General features: G+C 70.2%; 15 protein-coding genes. 9 read left to right on the forward strand and 6 right to left on the reverse strand.

Annotation, left to right across the window (positions count from 1 at the left end; genetic code table 11):
- The first annotated feature begins 105 nt into the window (after window positions 1-105).
- From AOM46_RS00720 to mnhG, 6 genes are read left to right on the forward strand one after another with little or no spacing between them, the layout of a single operon-like run.
- Window positions 106-2,967, forward strand: coding sequence for a Na+/H+ antiporter subunit A (locus AOM46_RS00720; protein WP_158920166.1), 2,862 nt, complete (start codon window positions 106-108; stop codon window positions 2,965-2,967).
- Window positions 2,964-3,395, forward strand: a complete 432-nt coding sequence (locus AOM46_RS00725) for a Na(+)/H(+) antiporter subunit C (protein ID WP_062204031.1) — start codon at window positions 2,964-2,966, stop codon at window positions 3,393-3,395. Before AOM46_RS00720 ends, AOM46_RS00725 begins: the two co-directional genes overlap by 4 nt.
- On the forward strand, window positions 3,392-4,891 hold the full coding sequence (locus tag AOM46_RS00730; protein ID WP_062204034.1) for a Na+/H+ antiporter subunit D: 1,500 nt from the start codon (window positions 3,392-3,394) through the stop codon (window positions 4,889-4,891). The genes AOM46_RS00725 and AOM46_RS00730 overlap by 4 nt, the downstream gene beginning before the upstream one ends.
- Window positions 4,888-5,442: a Na+/H+ antiporter subunit E gene (locus AOM46_RS00735; protein WP_062204037.1), complete on the forward strand. Its 555-nt coding sequence runs from the start codon at window positions 4,888-4,890 to the stop codon at window positions 5,440-5,442. Before AOM46_RS00730 ends, AOM46_RS00735 begins: the two co-directional genes overlap by 4 nt.
- Window positions 5,439-5,705, forward strand: coding sequence for a monovalent cation/H+ antiporter complex subunit F (locus tag AOM46_RS00740; protein ID WP_067225797.1), 267 nt, complete (start codon window positions 5,439-5,441; stop codon window positions 5,703-5,705). The genes AOM46_RS00735 and AOM46_RS00740 overlap by 4 nt, the downstream gene beginning before the upstream one ends.
- A complete protein-coding gene (gene mnhG, locus AOM46_RS00745) occupies window positions 5,702-6,133 on the forward strand; it encodes a monovalent cation/H(+) antiporter subunit G (RefSeq protein WP_062204040.1) in 432 nt (143 codons plus the stop codon). The genes AOM46_RS00740 and mnhG overlap by 4 nt, the downstream gene beginning before the upstream one ends.
- Before the next feature lie 30 nt (window positions 6,134-6,163).
- Here mnhG and AOM46_RS00750 read toward each other — a convergent pair whose 3' ends face one another.
- Window positions 6,164-6,361, reverse strand: coding sequence for a hypothetical protein (locus AOM46_RS00750; protein WP_234313576.1), 198 nt, complete (start codon window positions 6,359-6,361; stop codon window positions 6,164-6,166).
- Between the two features lie 227 nt (window positions 6,362-6,588).
- Here AOM46_RS00750 and AOM46_RS00755 point away from each other — a divergent pair, with 227 nt between their 5' ends.
- A complete protein-coding gene (locus AOM46_RS00755) occupies window positions 6,589-7,440 on the forward strand; it encodes an SAM-dependent methyltransferase (protein WP_078856348.1) in 852 nt (283 codons plus the stop codon).
- A gap of 205 nt (window positions 7,441-7,645) precedes the next feature.
- Here AOM46_RS00755 and AOM46_RS00760 read toward each other — a convergent pair whose 3' ends face one another.
- Window positions 7,646-8,467: an SDR family NAD(P)-dependent oxidoreductase gene (locus AOM46_RS00760; protein ID WP_067225899.1), complete on the reverse strand. Its 822-nt coding sequence runs from the start codon at window positions 8,465-8,467 to the stop codon at window positions 7,646-7,648.
- A gap of 114 nt (window positions 8,468-8,581) precedes the next feature.
- Between AOM46_RS00760 and AOM46_RS00765 the strand changes: the two genes are divergently transcribed.
- Window positions 8,582-9,160 carry a TetR/AcrR family transcriptional regulator gene (locus AOM46_RS00765; RefSeq protein ID WP_062204048.1) on the forward strand — a complete coding sequence of 193 codons (579 nt, stop codon included), beginning with the start codon at window positions 8,582-8,584 and terminating at the stop codon, window positions 9,158-9,160.
- Window positions 9,161-9,222: 62 nt separating this feature from the next.
- On the opposite strand, the gene AOM46_RS00770 is transcribed toward AOM46_RS00765, so the two are convergent.
- Both AOM46_RS00770 and AOM46_RS00775 read right to left on the reverse strand, forming a co-directional pair.
- Window positions 9,223-9,459 carry a hypothetical protein gene (locus tag AOM46_RS00770; protein ID WP_062204051.1) on the reverse strand — a complete coding sequence of 79 codons (237 nt, stop codon included), beginning with the start codon at window positions 9,457-9,459 and terminating at the stop codon, window positions 9,223-9,225.
- A 198-nt stretch (window positions 9,460-9,657) separates the two neighbouring features.
- On the reverse strand, window positions 9,658-12,735 hold the full coding sequence (locus tag AOM46_RS00775; RefSeq protein ID WP_062204054.1) for a tetratricopeptide repeat protein: 3,078 nt from the start codon (window positions 12,733-12,735) through the stop codon (window positions 9,658-9,660).
- A 329-nt stretch (window positions 12,736-13,064) separates the two neighbouring features.
- Between AOM46_RS00775 and AOM46_RS00780 the strand changes: the two genes are divergently transcribed.
- Window positions 13,065-13,979, forward strand: coding sequence for an ornithine cyclodeaminase family protein (locus AOM46_RS00780; protein WP_107079978.1), 915 nt, complete (start codon window positions 13,065-13,067; stop codon window positions 13,977-13,979).
- Window positions 13,980-13,998: 19 nt separating this feature from the next.
- Here AOM46_RS00780 and AOM46_RS00785 read toward each other — a convergent pair whose 3' ends face one another.
- Window positions 13,999-14,649 carry a hypothetical protein gene (locus AOM46_RS00785; protein WP_062204059.1) on the reverse strand — a complete coding sequence of 217 codons (651 nt, stop codon included), beginning with the start codon at window positions 14,647-14,649 and terminating at the stop codon, window positions 13,999-14,001.
- Between the two features lie 154 nt (window positions 14,650-14,803).
- Entirely contained in the window at window positions 14,804-15,322 is a 519-nt protein-coding gene (locus tag AOM46_RS00790; RefSeq protein WP_062204062.1) for a DUF664 domain-containing protein, read from the reverse strand.
- Window positions 15,323-15,488 lie beyond the last annotated feature (166 nt).

The following is a 15,488-nucleotide window of genomic DNA, read 5'->3' on the forward strand; positions in this document are numbered from 1 at the left end:
CCATACCGCCATCAGTCGTCGCGGCGGTCTGTTGCATGGCCGGTCTCGCCATGACCGGTCCCGATCGTGGCGGCCAAGGGAACGACGCCGGACAGGAGGGCTTGGGTGCTGGCACTTTTCGCCCTGCACATGGTGCTGGCGATGGCGCTCCCCTATCTCGCCGCCCGGCTGCCGCGCGGCGCCTGGTACCTGGCGGCGCTGGTGCCGCTGGTCGCCGTCGCCTGGGCGGCCTGGCACACCCCGAGCGTGCTCGACGGCGACGCCCCGGAGGAGCGGCTGCCCTGGGCCACTGGGCTGAATCTCGTCGTCGACCTCCGGCTCGACCCGCTCTCCCTGCTGATGGTCTTCGTGGTCAGCGGCGTGGGCGCACTGGTGCTGATCTACTGTGCCCGCTACCTCCCGGGCGCCGGCCGCGAGGCGGGCCTGCTGCTGACCTTCGCCGGGGTGATGTTCGGCCTGGTGACGGCGGACCACCTGATCGCGCTCTACATCTTCTGGGAACTCACCTCCGTCATCTCCTTCCTGCTGATCGCCGGCCGGGGCGAGGGCGCCGCGCACCGACGGGCCGCCGAACAGGCCCTGCTGACCACCGCCGCCGGCGGGCTCGCGATGCTCTTCGGCTTCATCCTGCTGGGCGCGGAGGCCGGCACCTACCGCATCTCCGAGCTGGTCGCCGACCCGCCGCGCGGCGGGCTGGTCTGGCTGGCGGTGCTGCTGATCCTGGTCGGCGCGTTCGCCAAGTCGGCGCAGATCCCGTTCTCCGCCTGGCTGCCGGCCGCGATGGTCGCGCCAACCCCGGTCTCCGCGTACCTGCACGCGGCGGCCATGGTCAAGGCCGGCGTCTACCTGGTGGGGCGGCTCGCCCCGGCGCTTGAGGGCGCGCAGCCCTGGCGCCCGCTGGTGCTCACCGTCGGACTGACCACCATGGTGGTGGCCGCCTGGCGGGCGCTGCGCCAGGTCGACCTCAAGCTGTTGATCGCCTATGGCACGGTCAGCGAACTCGGCATGCTGATCGCCATGTTGGGCGCCGGCACCCATACGCTGGCGCTGGCCGGCGAGGAGATGCTGCTGGCGCACGCCGCGTTCAAGTCCGCGCTGTTCCTGACGGTCGGGGTGATCGAGAAGAGCACCGGCACCAGGGATCTCACCAGGCTCTCCGGGCTCGGCCGGAAACAGCCGCTGCTCGCCGTGGCCGCGACCGTCTCCGCCGCCTCGATGGCGGGGCTGCCGCCGCTGATCGGCTATCTCGGCAAGGAGGCCGGCTACGACGGGTTCTGGCACGCGCCGTTCGGCGGCGGCGCCTTCGCCGTCGTCGGCCTCGCCCTCGGCTCGCTGCTCACCGTCGCCTACTCGGCGCGCTTCCTGTGGGGCGCCTTCGCCCGCAAGCCCGACGTTCCCGAGACCAGGCCCAAGCACCCGCCGTTCGGCCTGGTCGGCCCGATCTGCCTGCTGTCGGCGGCGGCCCCCGCCCTCGGCGTTTGGTACGTGGGCCTCGCCGAGCTGGTGGAACCGTACGCGGCGACGCCGGGGCTGTTGGCCGACCCAGGACCCGCCTACGCGATCAAGCTCTGGCACGGTGTCACCGCCCCGCTGCTGGTCTCCGCCAGCATGATCGTGCTCGGCCTGCTGCTGCACCAGGCCAGGCGCCCGGTGGAGCGGATCCGCGCGCATGTGCCCCGGCTGCCGGACAGCCAGCGCGGCTACGACCGCACCGTATGGGGCGTGGACCACCTCGCGATGTGGGTCACCCGACACACCCAGGTCGGCTCGCTCCCCTTCTATCTGACGGCGCTGCTGCTGACCGTCATCCTGATCCCCGGCGGCACCCTGCTGCTGCACCGGCCCGCCTGGCCGCATGTGGTCGGCTGGCACTCGGCGGCCCAGATCCCGCTCTCCCTGGTGGTGTTGACCGCGCTCGGCGCGCTGGTCGTGGCCCGCCACCGGCTGACCGCCGTGCTGCTGGTCGGCGCCGTCGGCTATGCCGTCGCCGGCCTCTTCCTGGTGCAGGGCGCGCCCGACCTGGCGCTCACCCAGTTCCTCGTCGAGACCCTGACGGTGATCGTCGTCGTCCTGGTGCTGCGCCGGCTGCCGTCCAACTTCACCCCCGAACGGCCGTCCCCGAAGGGCCTGTTCTTCCGCGCCGCGGTCGCCGTGACCGCCGGACTGTGCGTCGCCTACTTCGCCGTCTCGGCCACCGCGGTGCGCCAGTCCCTCGAACTCTCCGACACCATCCTGGAACGCACCCCGGAGACCGGCGCCGACAACGCCGTCAACGCGCTGCTGGTGGACTTCCGTGCCCTGGACACCCTGGGCGAGATCAGCGTGCTGATGGTGACGGCGATCGGCGCCGGCGCGCTGCTCGGCTACCGCTCCTCGCGTCGCCAGTGGCCCACCGGGCCGGCCGAGGGCAGCGCGGCGGCCCGCGCGTTCCGGGGCGTCCACTGGGATGTGCCGCGCGAGCCCTGGCTGCCCGAGGCGCACGAACTCCCCAGCCGCGACCGTTCGTTGCTGCTGGAAGTGGTGGTGCGGGCGCTGTTCCCCGCCGTGCTGGTGCTCTCCGTCTATCTGCTCTTCGCCGGCCACTACCGGCCGGGCGGCGGCTTCGCCGGCGGACTGGTCGCCGGGCAGGCGTTCACCCTGCGCTATCTGGTGGGCCGCCGCGCCGAGGCCGCGTTCCCGCTGCCGATCACCCCGCGCTCGGTGGCCGGCGGCGGCCTGGCGCTGGCCGCGATCGTCGCCCTGGCCCCGCTGCTCTTCGGCGAACCCCCGCTCTACAGCACCGAACTCCACTGGAACGCACCGCTGTTGGGCGATATCAAGCTCGTCACCAACATCTTCTTCGACCTCGGGGTCTATCTGCTGGTGCTGGGCGTCTGCCTCAAGCTGCTGTTCGCGCTCGCCCAGGCCAGGGACGCCGGGGACACCCTCGCCCCGTACCACGACCGGACCAGGAGGGTTGCCCGATGACCACCCTTGACCTGGTGATGGCGCTGGTGGTCGGCGGCCTCTTCGCCGCCGGCTTCTACCTGTTGCTGGACCGTTCCCTGATGCGGGTCCTGCTGGGCGTGATCGTCCTGGGCCACGCGGCCAACCTGCTGCTGTTGCTGACCGGCGGCCCACCGGGCGTCCCCCCGGTGCTCGGCGACGCCGACGCCGGGGAACGCTACGCCGACCCGCTGCCGCAGGCGATGGCGCTGACCGCGATCGTGATCACCTTCGGCATCACCACGCTGCTGCTGGCACTGGTGCACCGCGCCTGGCAGCTGGACGGCCACGACGAGGTGCGGGACGACGTGGAGGACCGGCGGATCGGCACCATCCAGGACCGGGCGGAGAGCGGCCCGCCGCTGCCGACCGACCGGGACCAGGAGCCCGGCGGAAGGCAGGAACGATGACCGCCTGGCTGTTGGTGGCCCCCATGCTGCTGCCGGTGCTCGCCGCCGGCGTCTCCTTCACCCTCTCCGGCAGCCGAGCGGCCCAACAGACCCTGGGCGTCGTCGTGTTGACCCTGGTCCTGGTCGACTCCGTGGTGCTGCTCGTGCTGGCCGAACGGGAGGGCCCGCGCGCCGCGACCATGGGTGGCTGGCCCGCCCCGCTGGGCATCACCCTGCTCGCCGACCGGCTCTCCGCGTTGCTGCTGACCGTCTCCGTCGCGGTCGCGCTCGCCGTGCTGGTCTTCTCCATCGGCCAGGGCTTCGCCGACTCGGGCCGCTCCTCGCCGGTGGCGTTCCACCCCGCCTATCTGCTGCTGACCGGCGGCATCGGCCTGGCCTATCTCGCGGGCGACCTCTTCAACCTCTTTGTCGCGTTCGAGATGATGCTCACCTCGTCCTATGTGCTGATCACCCTGGGCGCCGGCGCCGACCGGATCCGTGCCGGGATGACGTACACCATCACCAGCCTCGCCTCCTCGCTGCTCTTCCTCACCTCCATCGCGCTCTGCTACGCCGCCGTCGGCACCGTCAACCTCGCCGACCTCAGCCAGCGGATGGACTCCGTGCCCGGCGGGATGGTCGCCGCGCTCAGCGTGCTGCTGCTCCTGGTCTTCGGCATCAAGGCGGCCGTGGTGCCCCTGCACTTCTGGCTCCCCGACAGCTATCCGACGGCGCCGGCGCCGATCACCGCCGTCTTCGCCGCGCTGCTGACCAAGGTCGGCGTCTACGCGATGGTCCGCACCCAGACACTGCTCTTCCCGCGCGACGAGACCTGGACCCTGCTGGCCGTCGCCGCCATCGTCACGCTGCTGGTCGGCGTGCTGGGCGCGGTCGCCCAGGACGACATCAACCGACTGCTGTCCTTCGTCCTGGTCAGCCATATCGGGTTCATGCTGTTCGGCCTCGCCCTGTTCGACGTGCCGGGGCTGACCGGCACCGTCCTCTACACCGTGCACCACATCGCCGTGCAGGCCGGGCTCTTCCTGGTCGCCGGCATCGTGGTGCGGCTCGCCGGCACCGCCTCGCTCACCCGGCTGGCGCGCTCCGCGCCACCGCCCCCGGTGGTCGCCGGGCTCTTCCTGGTACCCGCGCTCAGCCTCGCCGGCATCCCGCCGACCTCGGGCTTTGTCGCCAAGTTCGTCCTCCTCCAGGCCGGCGGCGGCCATGGCGGCGCCATCCCGGTGCTGGTCGCCGCCGCCCTGGTCACCAGCCTGTTGACGCTCTACGCCATGGCCAGGCTCTGGCGGGCGGTGTTCTCGGCCGGCCCGGAACGGCCACCGCCCAGCCGCTACCCGGGCAACGTCCTGATCCTGGGCGCCGCCGCCGGCATCGTGCTGACCGGCCTCGGCATCGCCGTCGGCGCCGGCGAGATCGGCCGGATCAGCGAGCGCGCCGCCCACGACCTGCTGGAACGGGACGGCTACCGCGAGGCCGTGCTCGGAGAGGAGGCCGAGTGAACGCCAGGGACCGGGCCCGTGCGCTGGCCCGACGCGGCCCCGTGCTGCTGTGGCTCTGGGCGCTGTGGCTGCTGCTGTGGGGCGGGGTTCGCCCGATCCCGCTGGTCGGCGGCCTGCTGGTGGCGCTCGGAGTGCTGGCGCTGTTCGGCCTGCCCGAGGTCAACCGCCCAGCGCTGCGCCGCCCGTTGCGACTGCTGGGCCTGATCGGCCATCTGCTGGGCGAACTGGTCACCTCGTCCGTGGTGGTCGCCTGGCAGGCCGTCGCCCGTGGCCCGAACGTCTCCACCGGAGTCGTCGAGGTGCCGCTGCGCACCGACAGCGAACTGCTGATCGCCTCCACCGCGCTGCTCAGCCTGACCGTGCCCGGCTCGCTGGTGCTGGAGATCGACCGGGAACGGCGCCTGCTCTATATCCACGCGCTGCCGCTGCGTTCGCCACACGATGTGGAGCGCCGCCGGGAGGAGGTCGTCCAGGCGGAACGCCGACTGCGCCGCGCCTTCGGCACCGACGAGGGGGACTCCGACACCGACGAGAGGGAGGAGACCCGGTGATCACCGTCGCCAATATCGCGCTGGCGCTGGTCAGCCTGGCCGCCCTGCTGGTGGTCGTCCGGCTGGCGCTCGGCCCGGCCGCCCTGGACCGGGTCGTCGCGCTGGACGCCCTGGTCACGCTGATCGTGGTCGGCGCCGTGCTGGGCACCCTGGCCAGATCCGACACCACCACCGGCTATGTGCTGGTGGTGCTCTCCCTGTTGGGCTTTGTCGGCTCCATCGCCTCGGCCCGCCTCATCGAACGCCGGGAGGACATGCGATGAGCGCCCTCACCAGCGCGCTGGGCGTGCTGAACGATATGGTCTCAGCCGCGCTGCTGCTGGTCGGCGCGGCGTTCTGCCTGATCAGCGGCATCGGGTTGGTCCGCTTCCCGGACACGGTGTCCCGGTTGCACGCCGCGTCCAAGGCCCAGACCCTGGGACTGCTCTTCGTGGTGCTGGGCGCCGTGCTCCAGATGCCGCTCGGCAAGGCGCCCGCGCTGCTGCTCGTCGCCGCGTTCTCCCTGCTCACGGCCCCCGTGACCGGCCATATCGTGGCCCGTATCGCCTACCGCACGGACGCCGTGGAACGCCGCCAGATCGTGCTGGACGAACTGGCGGCACGGTTGATCAGCGAGAAACGGCTCAGGTCCGGCGAACGGGACCGGGATCCGGACGCGGACCGGGGCCCGGAGCCGCCGGGCGACCACTGAGCCGCGCCTTCGCTCTGCGGACGGGCGGCCTCAGAGCCTGGCCGCGACAAACTGCTCGAAGCCCTGCACACAGGGCCCGCAGTGGCTCTCGTGCACCACGGTCTCGCACAGCTCGGGCCGCTGGCCCCCGTCCGGACGCGCCATATGCTTGCCACACAGGGCGACGAGACTGGCCTTGGGGGTGACATGCCAGTTCCGGTGACCCTGCGCGTTTACTTCGGCTCGCATCTCATGCATCGCGGGAGCATCCTCTCGGCTTTCATTCGGGTGGTTTCGCTCCAGGTGGCAGCGTCCCTTAAACCGTGACATAGCCGACCGATGATCGCCTGTTGGGGCGTATCACACCAAAGGCCCCATGCTGCCCCGGGTTCGCCCCCCGGGCTGACGGTCCACCCGTCCAGGTGCTTCCATGGGCGGGCGCGAGGGTCGCGCCACCGAGTCCAGGGAGTCCTCAGATGGCGGAACAACCGGAGCAGCCCGAGCAGTTGGCGCACGGAACGCCTGCCGAACATGCCCCCGGGCCCGACATAGACAACTCCGTGCCCCATTCCGCTCGGATCTGGAACTACTGGCTCGGCGGCAAGGACAACTACGCCGCGGACCGGGCCATGGGCGACCAGATCATGAACTACTTCCCCGAGATCGCCGAGAACGCGCGCGGCAACCGCTACTTCCTCTGCCGCGCGGTGCGCTTCCTGGTCGAGGAGGCCGGGATCCGCCAGTTCCTCGACATCGGCACCGGGCTGCCGACCGTCGACAACACCCACGAACTGGCCCAGCGGATGGCACCCGAGGCGCGCGTCGTCTATGTGGACAACGACCCGCTGGTCCTCGCCCACGCCCGCGCGCTCCTCACCAGCACCCCCGAGGGCGCCACCGACTACCTCGACGCGGATGTGCGCGACCCCGACGGAATCCTCCAACAGGCCGCCGCCACACTGGACTTCGACCGGCCCGTCGCGCTGATGCTGCTGGGCGTGCTGCAGTTCGTCGAGGACATCGAGGAGACCAGAGCCATCGTCGCCCGCCTGGTCGACGCGCTGCCGCCCGGCAGCTATGTGGCGCTCTCCCACCCGACCAACGCGGTGCGCGGCCCCCGGATGGACGAGGCCGTCAAACAGTGGAACGACGGCGGCGGCTCACCCCGACTGACCCTGCGCACCACGGACGAGGTCACGTCCTACCTGGACGGCCTTGAGGTGCTGGAACCCGGCATGATCTCCACATCCCTGTGGCGCCCCGAACTCTTCGCCGCCGACGAAACCCGCCCCATCGACGACTTCGGCGGCATCGCCCTCAAACGCTAGCCTCCGGCGGCGGGGCCGCGATCCGGCCCCCGGGCCCTGCCCCGAGGCGGTGACCGCTGCCGGGCTGAAGGGCGCGGTTGATTCGCCGTCCGGCGGGGGATACCGGTTCGTCGTCTGCCTGCGGCGGGCCGGTCCCGTTCGCGGTCCGCTCACCGGTACCGGCCTTCGCGCCGAGCCCGCCGGGTTTTCGTGGACGGGGGAGTGGTCAGTCCAGCAGTGCCTGGGTTTCCCGGTGCAGCCGCAGCGCGGCCGTCGTGTCGAACGTCGGTCTGTCGACCGAGAGTCGGCGGCGGCCCCGGTGCGCGGTGAACCGCTCCTCCGGTGGGTCGTCGAGCAGAGCGACCAGCGGCCGGATCGCCTGCTCCACGCCGCGGCCCAACAGCGCGAGCGAGGCCGCGCTCAGTGCCCGCAGCGGTTGCGGCTGGCTGGCCGGCATGCCGGTGCGGACCACGCCGGGGTGATAGCCGACATAGCGCACCGCCGAGTCCGGACGGACCTGGGGGAACGCCGCCCCCAGCAGATCGTTGGCGCGGAAGGACTGCAGGGTGGCTCTGGTCCCGCCGTAGCGCCGCGTCAGCTGGAGGTCGTCCCAGTGGATCCGGCCGAGCCGCAGCCCCGGCGTGCCGACATTGGCGATCACCGGCCCGGGCGACCGCTCCAACGCGGGAAGCAGCCCATGGCTCAGCACATAGCGGCTCAGATAGGCGAGGGCGAAGCTGTGCTCGAACCCCTCCGCCGTCTCCACCCGACCACCGGTGAGCCGGTAACGCTGCGCGCAGAGCACGAGGTTGTCCAGGATCGGCTCGGCCTCGACCAGTGAGTCGACCAGCCGACGGCCGGCCGCCACCGAGCTGAGATCGACCCGCAACACGGTCAACTTCCCTTTCCACGCCGCGCGTTGAGCCTCCGCGCGAAGAACGGCCCCCCGCTGTTCACTACTGCCGACGGCGATCACATGGGCGCCCTGACGCAGATAGTGCGCCGCGATTCCCTTGCCGATTCCGCTGGTTCCTCCGGTGACGACCATGGTGCGCACGGCGAACTCCCTCGCCCGAGCAAGGCGGATAGCCTTTATCCACTTAACGGGGCGAGCGTAGCACGAAGTGGATATGAGCTATCCACTTAATGGGAGGAGAGGCGGATGCCCGAGCCGCAGAAGAAGGGGCGCCCGCTGCGGCGGGACGCCGAGCAGAACCGGCGGAAGGTGGTCGACGCCGGCCGCGAGGTCTTCGCCGAACGCGGGCTGTCCGCGACGCTTAACGATGTCGCCCACCACGCCGGCCTCGGCGTGGGCACGGTCTATCGCCGCTTCCCCGACAAGGCGAGCCTCGCGGAGGCGGTCTTCGCCGATGAGCTGGCGGACATCCGCACGATGGCCGCCGAGGCCCTGGCCGACGGGGGCGAGGCGTTCGAGGCGTTCGCCGCGTTTCTGGAACGGGCGTTGGAACGGCTGGCGGACAACCGTGGCCTACGCGAGGTGATGCGCCAGGGCGGCTTCGGCTCGGACCGACTGGCGGCGACGCGGGCCGAGTTGACCCAGGACTGCGGACGCCTGATGGACCGCGCCCACGCGGCCGGGACGCTCCGCGGGGATGTGACACCGGCGGACATCCCCGCCATCGTCGCGATGTTCGACGCGGCCCTCGACGCCTCCCCCGACGACTGGCCCCGCTACCTCTCCATCATCGTGACCGGCCTCCACACGCCGAGGACCCCCTGAACGCGAAAGGCCGTGGAGAACCGGCCTGGGCCTGGTCCTCCACGGCCCCCGCTATCCTGCCGTCACACCGCCCAATTACTGGGGGACAAGGGATCTGCAGATTTGCTGGGCGTCATCCGCGTGGGGAATTCCTTGTCGCCGAGTACGATGCAAATTTCTTGGGTGGTGAGCCCGTCATCCGCTATCTGCGGCTGCTCCGAGGGTTCCGATATGACGGTCGGAGCCGGGGCAGGAGCCATGGCGTCCGCGTGGTGAGAGCCGAGGCTCAGCAGGATCAATGACAGAAACGCGTTGTCCACGCGCGATTGCTCCTCAGATTCGTTCTCTACATGACCGCCGCCGCCAGTCGAGACCCGACTGCGGGGTGGTCGCCCATCTTCAACTGCGCGCTCCGCGCTCGTCAAATTCGGGTGAACTTCTGGGAGTGGAGGACCCGTTGGGTCATCTTCGGGAGCCGCCCTGGGCAAGCTTACCCCGGTAACGTTGAAGGCGGACTGCTAACCGAGGGCGCTCCGCAGGCCAATCCCCGACAACTCTGCTTCCGCCAGGATGCGAGATACCTGGGCTTCCTCCGCGCGCGCTCCAAGGCGCTGAAAGAGGGTGAGCGCTTCTTCGAGGTATCCGACTGCCTGCTCGCGCCGTCCTCTGGCGAGCGCACCAAGCCCCAGGCCATGGAGGGCGCCGGCCTCCTCCTTGGAGGCGTTGATCTGGCGGGCCAGCGCCAGGGAGGCCATGTGCTGCGGGATGGCCTCCTCATGCCTTCCCAGCTTATGGAGTGCCCTGCCTATCCCGTTGAGCGCCGCGCACTCGCCCCTCTTGAACTCCATGTACCTGAGCATGGGCAGCACCTCGCGATATCCATCGAGAGATGCGGATAAATCGCCGGCGTCAAGAAGAGTGTGCGCGATGTTCAGCCGCAAGGTCGCCCTGTCCAAATGCGTACTCTCGGGCTCAAGTGCCATTGCTTGTCTGAAGTGGTCAAGCGACTTCTCATACTCCTGCCGAGTCCTGAAAAGCTCGGCCAGGTTTTGCAGTGCTGCAACGACCCCTCTTTTGTATCCGGCGGCACGGGAGCCTTCCAGGAACGCGTTAAAAGTCATTAACGCCTCATCCAGATTCCCAAGTCCCAGATGAATGACGCCCAAAAGGTTATGCGCGCGCGCCTGCCTAAGAGCGTCGGGTAGACTCATAGCGAGTTTGACTGACCGCTCCTGTATCGGCAGCGCCTCTCGGTTCCGTCCGGAGGAGTAATAGCTGAATCCGAGTTGATACAACGCCTCGACCTCCCCCTCGCGGTCACCTCGCATTCGTGCCAAGGCCAACGCAGTATCCGCCGCGGTCACCGCCGTCTCGGATTCGCCGGCGTGCGTGCCGAGGGTGGCGAGGTCGATCAACGCGCGGGTTTCCGCGTGGCCGTCGCCGATGCCGTGCCAGTAGTCCACGGCCTCGGCGACGTAGGGCCGGGCCGTCGCCAGATACCCCTGGGTGGTCAGAAAACCACCCAGTACATGGACCAACAGAGCGCCTCGGCCGTGATCCCCTCTACTCCGGAGATATTCGAGTATCGCCAGCAGGTTCGACGACTCGGCGACGAACCAGCCGTTCGCATTGGCCTCGTCCAACCAGCCGGCGGTGCCGGCCGGCTGGGCGGCGTCGGGGACGGTGATGCGGCAGCGGTAGGGGAAGGCGAGGCGGTCGGCCCGGTCGGCGACGTGCAGATACGCGTCGAGCAGGCGGTCGACCGCCGCTCGTGACTCCGCCGCGTCGTCCTCGGCAGCGACCAGCGCGCGGGCGTAGTCGGCCAGCAGATCGTGCAGGCGGTAGCGGTGCGAGCCGGGCTCCATCAGAAGATGCTCGTGGAGAAGACGCTCCAGCGATCTTTCGGCCAAGTCCACCGGCAGGTCGGCGAGTACGGCCGCCGCGTGGGGGCCGAACGCGGGGCCCACATGCAGGCCGAGTCGGCGGAACAGTCGCTGTTCCTCGGGGGACAGATCTTGAACCGAGAGTGCGAAAACGTTCTCGATGTCCCGTGTTCCGTCATGGAGTTCCCGTGTTCGACCGCTTGCGCGATTCAACTGTCGAACGAGATCATCGACGCTCCAGGAGGAGTGCGTGAGAAATCTACTGGCCGCGATTTCCACGGCCAGTGGCAGGTTTCCGCAGAGTCGAGCAACCTTGCTCGCCTCGGCGGCACTTGGTCTTCGTTCCGCGCCGACGCGATCTTGGAATAGCGCGATGGCGTCGTCCTCGGAAAGCGTGCCCAGGGACAGGGTGCGGGCGACACTCACCGCCGCCAGATGCCGGCGGCTGGTAATGATCAACAGCGACTCGGAGGGGCCGGGCAGCAATGGGCTCACCTGTTCGGGTCCTGCCGCATTGTCCAGGATGACGAGTGCGCGTCGCGAGCTGAGAACGGAACGCCAGGTGGCGGTCAACTGCGCGGGATCCGCGGGGATTTGCTTTGCCGGGAGGCCCAGGAGGTTCAGGAGTTCGGTGAGTGCTCTTGTGGTGTCCAGCGGCTTCTGGTGGGCGTCATAGCCACATAAGTCGATCATGATGTGGCCATCGGGAAACGCCGACTTGACCTGGTGTGCGATGTGGACGGCGAGTGCGGTTTTGCCCACGCCGCCCATACCGTCAATCGCATTGATCGTCACAGTTGACGGCCGCTGCTTTCCCGTTCCGTTGACCATGGACAGCAGCTTGTCGATCTCGTCCCGGCGGCCTACCCAGTCCGTGTCGCCGGGTAGGTTGCTGATCGCCGAGGTGATCCGTGGCGCGGGCCGGGGGCCGTGGCCCAGGGCGGTGAGCAGTTCGGTCAGGGGGGTGCGGTCGCGGGCGGCCGCGCGCACGCGGAGCAGGCGTTCGCCCAGGTCGGTGCCCAAGTCCTCGATCAGCGCGCGCTCGGTGCGGCGGAGCAGTCGCTCCAGTTGGAGGGTCCGTCCCGCGCCGTAGAGGGCGCACCCGAGATACTCGACCAAGGCCTCGTCCTCGGGACGCGTGTCGGCCAGCGGTTCCAGTTCGGCGATGACCTCGTTGAAGTCGCCCCGGAGGAGGTTGATGCGGCTGCGTAACAGCAGTACGCCGACGCGCTTCTCGTGCAGCGTTCCGCGAACACGGTCGGGCCAGCGGCCCCTGAGGCCGGCCAGGGGGTCCCCGCGCCATAATCGGTCTGCCTCGCCGAGGAGTTTTGTCGCCTCACCGAGACTGCCGCTGTCCGTAAGCGCTCGTGCCTGTTCGGTAAGGCTCAAATAACGTCGTACGTCGATCGTTTGGGGATCGGCGTCCAGGCTGTAGGCGTGCTGCCGGCCGCGTACCGCGCTGGTGGGTGAATCCGAGAGAGCGCGCATCCTCCGGCCGATGCGGGAGACGTAGGTGCGGATGCCCTCCCGGGCGCTGGGCGGCGGATGGTCGTCCCATACGCGGTGGATCAGGGTTTCGGCGCTGAGCAGTTGGCCCACATCCCAGGCCAGTGCCGCGAGGACGAGGCGTTCCTTGGCGGAGCCAAGGGAGCTGCGCCTTTCGGCCCCATACCGCAACTCGACCGTCCCAAGCATCAAAACTTGGAAGTCCACCAGCGCCTCCCGCCGGCTAGGCCCTTTGTTGCGAGCATGGCATGGCGGCGACTTTGTGAGCCAGAGCACGTCGGCACCACGACGGGAATTCGAACATGCGGCGGAACCCTGTCCGTTGCTTCCCCCGTCGCATGGATAGCCGGGGCTTCCGTGGGTAGTCGAGATGCCGTTTGAGCGGATGGCCGACACCGAGCGCATCCTGGGGACCATGTGACACCAGCCGCGTGTGCGCCCTCACCGACCCTCAGCGGAATTCGGCCAACTTCGGGGCGCGCGCCCCGCGCACGCCGGCGGTCGGGTGGCTCTGGGAGAGTGGCGGCATGGGTGCCATGGGACTGACGGTGATCGACGGTGTGGAGTTGGGGCGGCGGCTGTCGATGGCGGGGGCGGTCGACGCGGTCGAGGCGGCGCTGTTGGGCGGGCTTGATCCGGAGGCGGACGTCGCCAGGTCCGCCGTCGAAGTGCCCGCCGGGCAGCTGTTGTTGATGCCGGCGGCCGGCGAGCGCTATGTGGGGGTGAAGGTCGCCGGGGTTGCGCCGGCGAATCCGGCGCTCGGGCTGCCGAGGATCGTCGCGTCCTATCTGCTCGCGGACGCGGCCACCCTGCGGCCCGTCGCGTTGCTGGACGGCTCAGCGCTGACGTCCCTGCGCACCCCGGCCGTCTCCGCCGTCGCGGTGCGCCGGCTGGCGGTGCCGGAGGCGCGGCGGCTGGTGGTGTTCGGCACCGGGCCGCAGGCGTGGGGGCATGTGGCGGCGCTGCGGGAGGTGCGCCCGGTGGACCGGGTGGGCGTGGTGGCCCGATCGCCCGAGCGGGGACGGGAGTTGGTCGAGCGCTGCCGGAACGCGGGCCTGGCCGCCGAACTGGTCGGGGCCGACGCGGTCGCCGAAGCGGATCTGGTGGCCTGCTGCACCTCGGCGCGGGAGCCGCTGTTCGACGGGCGGGCGGTCGCCGACCACGCCACGGTGGTGGCGATGGGCTCGCACGAGCCGACGGCGCGTGAGGTGGACGGCGCGCTGGTCCGCCGCTCGACGGTCGTGGTGGAGGCGCGCGCCTCGGCGCTGCGGGAGGCGGGGGACCTGTGCGTTCCGCTGGCCGCCGGCGAGATCGGCCCCGACGTGATCGCCGGGAACATGGCGGAGCTGGTGCGGGGCGAGCTGCCGCTGCCGGGCGATCGTCCCCGGTTGTTCAAGGGGGTCGGAATGTCCTGGCAGGACCTGGTGGTGGCCACCGCCGCGATGGGCTGAGCCGCGCCCGGCTTCTGTGTCAGTCCCGGCGGGCCCTGGCGGTGGCGACCAGGGCGAAGCCGACGGCGAGGGTGACCGTGCTGAGGCCGGCCAGCGCGGCGCCGAAGATCGGGTCGGCCGGGTCGAGGAACGAGTAGACGGCGACATCGGCGGAGAGATACGCCGCCAGGTAGAGCAGCAGCACGCCGGCCCAGCTCAGCGGGTACCACCAGCGCGCCGACCGTTGCCTGCGGCCGATGAAGAGCCAGTCGACGAGCACCGCCAGCGGGGTGAGCAGATGCTCGAAGAGGCTCCAGGTCTCGTCCAACCCGCCGCCCATGGCGGTGAACCAGGTGATCATCACCAGCAGCAGAGTGACCGCCAGCAGCCCGCGCAGCCAGGCGGTCGGCGGTTCGGGGCGGCGCAGCGCCGCCGCGCTGAGGGTCAGCACCGTCACCATCGCGTAGCCGATGCCGGCCGCCACGCTTGCCAGCTGGCTGAGCGCGAGGAGGGTGCCGCCGCCCGTCGCCTGGTAGCCGATGAGGGCACAGCCGATGATCAGTACCCGCCACAGGGTCTCGCCGAACAGCGCCCCGGCCGGCGTCAGCGCCGGCGTGGGCGCGAGCGTCGCGGCCGGTCTGGCCGGCGCCGGCCAGGGGTAGGTGGCGGTGGAGTACGGTCGCTGAGTCATCGGCGGACGGGTCCTTCGGCAGAGGTGCTCAGACGCCGGCAAGGCCGGACTTCGCCGAGCGTAGGTCCTGCGGACGTCCTGAGAACGACGCGAAAGACTCTTGCGATGCGGTTGTCGAGAAGGGGTTTCCAAGCTGTGACAGGAGCGTCGGGAGTCAGTCGGCCGACGACCTCAGCAGCCCCCGGACATAGGCCGCCTGGCCGACGTGCTGCAGGTCCTCGGCCACCACGCTGATCAGCCGGACGCCCAGCGTGACCGGCGGGTTCCACCGTTCGTCGACCGGCTCGGCGAGATCGCCGACGTTGACCTTGCCCAGGTACTGGACGGTCCGCTCGTGGACCGCCTGGTGGTAGCCGATCAGCAGATCGGCGCTCGGGGCGCCCAGCGCCTCGACCTCGTCGGTGCTGTGGCCGAAACCGGTCGCCTCGGGCGGGAAGGGCAGCGCGAAGCGGTCATACCAACGGTCCCTGGTCCATACCTGCTCGCGTCCGGCCAACTCGGCGATATGGTCGTCCTGGACCCGGGTGAGATGCCAGACCAGCCAGCCGATGGGGTTGGCCTCCGGGCCGACCCGGGTGCCGACCTCGTCGGGGGTGAGCCCGGTGACCGTCACCTCGACCTCCTCCCTGATCCGGTCGAAGGCGTCGACCAGCAGCTCGGTGCTCGCGTTCACGGCAACTTCCCTTCCACGTCCGGGTGTTCGGTGATGCGGAGTGATTCGGAGTGATTCGGCGTTCGGGCGGCCGCGCGGGATGCCGACGGGGCGCGGTCGCGGCGAACACCGCACAGTGACTATGGCACCGCGCGCGGCGGTAGCCGCTGAACACGCGACGGCGCGC

The sequence above is a fragment of the Streptomyces sp. NBRC 109706 genome (genome assembly GCF_000974485.1).
Classification (GTDB): domain Bacteria; phylum Actinomycetota; class Actinomycetes; order Streptomycetales; family Streptomycetaceae; genus Streptomyces.